This window comes from Methylobacillus sp. (genome assembly GCF_036844465.1).
Taxonomy (GTDB): Bacteria; Pseudomonadota; Gammaproteobacteria; order Burkholderiales; family Methylophilaceae; genus Methylobacillus.
The window spans coordinates 1-4,320 of the sequence record NZ_DAIUFW010000036.1 but is presented as its reverse complement, the minus strand read 5'-3'; the positions used below and the strand labels follow the sequence as shown (position 1 = coordinate 4,320).

Annotated in this window: 4 protein-coding genes; all 4 read right to left on the bottom strand. The window is 56.0% G+C overall.

The features are described 5' to 3' along the window. The coding region (locus V7Z75_RS14080; protein WP_334109278.1) for a type I restriction endonuclease at positions 1–535 on the bottom strand (535 nt) is incomplete at its 3' end. Beyond that, positions 532–1,533, bottom strand: a complete 1,002-nt coding sequence (locus V7Z75_RS14075; protein ID WP_334109277.1) for a virulence protein RhuM/Fic/DOC family protein — start codon at positions 1,531–1,533, stop codon at positions 532–534. The genes V7Z75_RS14075 and V7Z75_RS14080, both read right to left, overlap by 4 nt. A 110-nt stretch (positions 1,534–1,643) precedes the next feature. Continuing rightward, a complete protein-coding gene (locus V7Z75_RS14070; RefSeq protein WP_334109276.1) occupies positions 1,644–3,023 on the bottom strand; it encodes a restriction endonuclease subunit S in 1,380 nt (459 codons plus the stop codon). Next, positions 3,013–4,320, bottom strand: a 1,308-nt coding sequence (locus V7Z75_RS14065) for an SAM-dependent methyltransferase (RefSeq protein ID WP_334109275.1), incomplete at its 5' end; no start/stop codon positions are given. The genes V7Z75_RS14070 and V7Z75_RS14065, both read right to left, overlap by 11 nt.

Genomic DNA, 4,320 nt, shown 5'->3' with positions numbered 1-4,320 from the left:
CCTTGTAGGTCTGGATCTGGTTGAAGGCATCCCAGATGTCGGTCTGCTCGTTGGCGGGGTTCTTCAGCTCGATCACTGCCAACGGCAGACCGTTGACGAAGGCCACCAGATCAGGGCGGCGCGGCTGTTTGGTGCCGGTTACGGTGAACTGGCTGACCAGCAGGAAATCGTTGTTGCGCGGGTTGGCGAAGTCGATGAACTGCACCAGATCGGTCTTCTTGCCCTCGCCCACGGCGAACTCGACCGAGATACCGGCCAGCAGCAGCCGATGCACTCGACGGTTGCGGGCGATCAGCAACGGCTCGCTCACGGTCAGCAACTCGTGTGCCGCCTGCTCCATCGCCGCGACGGGGATGTGCGGGTTGATGCGTGCCAGTGCTGCCAGCAAGTGTTCGCGCAGCACCACTTGGCGGTAATCGGTACGGGCGGGGTGGTCGCTGTCAGGTGCGATGTCCGGGCCGTTGGCGACCTGCCAGCCCAGTTCACCGAACCAGCCGATGGCGGCGGTTTCCAGTTGTTGTTCCGTGATGCTCAATGCATTGCTCCTTCATCGGCCTTGAGCAGTACGAAATGCTCGATCAACCGCACCATCAGCTCTTTCTGCGCAGGCAGGCTCTCGGCCACCAGCAAGGCCAGTGCCACCAGGGTGTTGTCATTGATCAACTGCTCCACTGGCCGCGCCAGCAGGTGCTCATTCAGGCGCAGATACCACAGGAACAGGAAAGAGCCCGTGCGCTTATTGCCATCGGCCAGCGGATGATTCTTGATGACGAAATACAACAGATGCGCCGCGCGGCTGGCGACGTTGGGGTAGAACAGCTCCTCGCCGAAGCCCTGCTCGATAGTGGCGATGGCAGAGGCCAACCCATCGCCACGCAACTGGCCGAACAACGCCGTGGCCTCGCCCTTGGCCATCAGCTCGGCCTTCAATTGGGCAATTGCCGACAGCACATCGTCCAACGCCAGTGGCAGCATGCCATGCTGGCGTGCCGTCTGCTCGGCTAGGCGCTGCTCGTCGTAAGCCTGCAGCAGGCTCCAGCTGCGGGCGTAGTCGCCGATGACCTGCAACACGGCGCGGCCTTCGCCCGTCACCAGTTGCTGGTTCTGCAGCGTGCGCGACAGCAGCGCAACCGCCTGCTCAAACTCGATGCCACGCTCCTTGAGGCGTTGCTGGTTGAGTGTGTAGCCCTCAACAAGATGCTGGCGCAGTACGCGGGTGGCCCATTGGCGAAAGCGCGTGGCCCGCGTGGAGCTGATGCGATAGCCGACGGAGATGATGGCGTCGAGGTTGTAGTGCTTGAGCTTGCGCCGCACCTGACGGGCACCTTCCTGGCGAACTACCGAGAAATCCTCGGTAGTTGCTGATTCTTCTAACTCCCCGTCTCGATAGATGTTTTTCAGGTGCAGGCTGATGTTGTCTGTTGAGGTGTCGAACAGTTCAGCCATCTGTGCCTGGCTTAGCCAGACAGTTTCACCTTCTAGCCGGACTTCCACTGGCTGGTTAGCTTGTTCGAAGATGATGATGTTATTCATGCTGCACCTTACTCTCCACCTACATTCAATTACTCAAACTACGCCCGATGGTTTTTGTTATTGGCAACAGTATGTGCAAATTTCGCACATTGCTTTAGCTTCTGACAGAATCATTGCGCGACCTCATTCATCAAGGTCTCTACAGAAATCTCTCCAGAAAGGAGCTTGGGGAGGAGGGTGTCGCGGTATTCCGTGAGGCTATGAATCTCCTCAACCATGGAACGATACTTTGCATATAACGGCGCTATTAACCTTGAGAACATAGCGTTGATATCTTTTGTAGCCTTAACAAAAGGAATGCTGTTCATGTTTTTCTGATTCAACTTGAGCTGAACTGCGCCCGTCACATAAGCTGAGATGTTCTGCATGGAAATAAACAACATCAACTGCTCAGTTGATACACCGTTTGCGCCCTGTAAGACGTGTGCGTGATTGTTGACCCACGATTTCCCCCAAATGTATTGAACAAATGGTGTTCCATCTTCCCTCAAAACAGAACCATCTTCTCCGAGCAACAAGAACACGCCGTCGAATATATGTTCGCCGACATAATCCATGACACTAGTTGCGCCGTAGTAGGGGATGTTGCCTTTCTTGTCTTCACGTTGACGCTTAGAAAGAGGAATCCGGTTTTTGTCAAAGCAAACAGATACACTCCCAAAATCTGATATTTCCCACCCCTTCGGAATCTCGCCCAACTCCGACTCTTCCATTGCATCGGGAAACAGCGCGGCGGTGGTGGCGAGTTGGTCGTGGTGCTCGCGGGGTATCTGGTCGAGTTCGGCGTCGGTCTTGCCGCTGATGGCGCGCATGGCGGCGCGCAGCGGGTCTTCGCCTTTCTCGATGGCGGCGATCTTGGCCTTGACCGGGTCGAAATCGACAAACCAGGACTTGAAGATGGCTTGCGCCATGGCTTCGAGGGTTTGGTTGATGCGGCAATTGAGGTCGATTTTGTCGTCGAAATCCAGCAGTACCTTTCCAATTTTCTGCTGAGTTTCAAGTGGTGGTAGCTGGAGCGTCGACTCTTTAATGGCTCCAGTCGAAAGATTAACCTGAACACCACTGTTTGCCCGGGCACGCAAATAATCAATGTGGGGCGACCAGTTTGAATAATAGTAGAGGAATATTGGGCAAAGCTTTTCACGATCTTTGACTCGAATACAACCAACACGCTGATTTAAAACAAAACGATTTTTGTGGATTATTCTGGCTGTATTACCAAGAATTGCGACATTATTTTTCATGTCGGTCATAGCAATCGCAATATCGCCATACTTGAGGACATATTTATCTAAGTTTTTTCCATAAGCTCTAGGCACAAAAACTGGGGTGCTATCTTCCTTGTAACCACCACCACGATTGATGTATCCCATTCTTAGCACTTCATATGTTGCATTAGATGGATCAACATAATCGGTACTTTTGAATGCAAAACCATTAATGAACTCACAAAGTTCTTCGAGCTTGTAAGTTCTCCACTCAGCATTCATATCCCAGCCCCGCCAAATTCTTCTTGATCTCCGTCTCCAGCTTGGCGCTCTCCGCAAACTGTTCCGCCAGTTGCGCCGTCAGCCGTTGCATCTTGTCAGCAAAGGGTTCGCCATCGTCGTCCTGTTCTGCCGCGCCCACATAGCGCCCCGGCGTCAGCACATGCTCATGCTTGCGCACTTCTTCCAACTTGGCGGAATGGCAGAAGCCCGACACATCCTCGTAACCTTCGCCCTGCTGCCAGGCATGGAAGGTATCGGCGATTTTCCGGATGTCATCCGGGGCGAAGTCGCGCAGCACGCGGTCTTTCATGTAGCCCAACTGGCGGGCGTCGATGAACAGGAATTCGCCGCGCCGGTCGCGCTTCTTCTTGTCCAGCGCGAAGCCGTTCTGCTTGTCGCGAGTCAGGAACCAGATGCAGGCCGGAATTTGGGTATTGGTAAACAACTGACCGGGCAGCGCCACCATGCACTCCACGTAGTCGTCTTCGATCAGCCGCTTGCGGATTTCGCCCTCGTTGTTGGTGTTGGAACTCATCGAGCCGTTGGCCAGCAGCAGCGCCATGCTGCCGGTGGGGGCGAGATGCCAGAGCATGTGCTGCAACCAGGCGAAGTTGGCGTTGCCCTGCGGCGGCGTGCCGGCGATCCAGCGCGGGTCGGCGGCCAGCTTTTCGTTCCACCATTCCTTCATGTTGAAGGGCGGGTTGGCCATCACGAAATCCGCGCGCAGGTCCGGGTACAGGTCGTTGAGCAGGGTGTCGGCCGGGCCGGAACCGAAGTTGAAGTCGATGCCGCGGATGGCCATGTTCATCGCGGCCAGCCGCCAGGTGGTGGGGTTGCTCTCCTGCCCGTAGACGCTGATCTGCCCGCTCTTGCCGTTGGCTGCTTTGCCACCGTGCTGTTCGATGAACTCCTCGCTCTGCACGAAGAAGCCGCCCGAGCCCATGGCCGGGTCATAGACGCGGCCCTTGAACGGCTGGAGCATTTCCACGATCAGGGTGACGATGCTCTTGGGCGTGTAGTACTGGCCGCCCTTCTTGCCTTCGGCCAGGGCGAACTGGCCGAGGAAGTATTCGTAGACGTGGCCGAGGATGTCCTTGGATTTCAGGTCCAGCGGCTGGCCCTTGTATTCGCGGGCAGTGAAGTCGGTATCCGAGAAGTGGCTGATCAACCCGGCCAGCTTGCTGGAGTCGAGCTGGACGCGGGCGAAGTCCTTGTTGAGCACGTTCTTCAGGCGGGCGTTTTCACGCTCGACGGCTTCCATGGCGTTGTCGATCAGCCAGCCGACCGAGCGCATTTC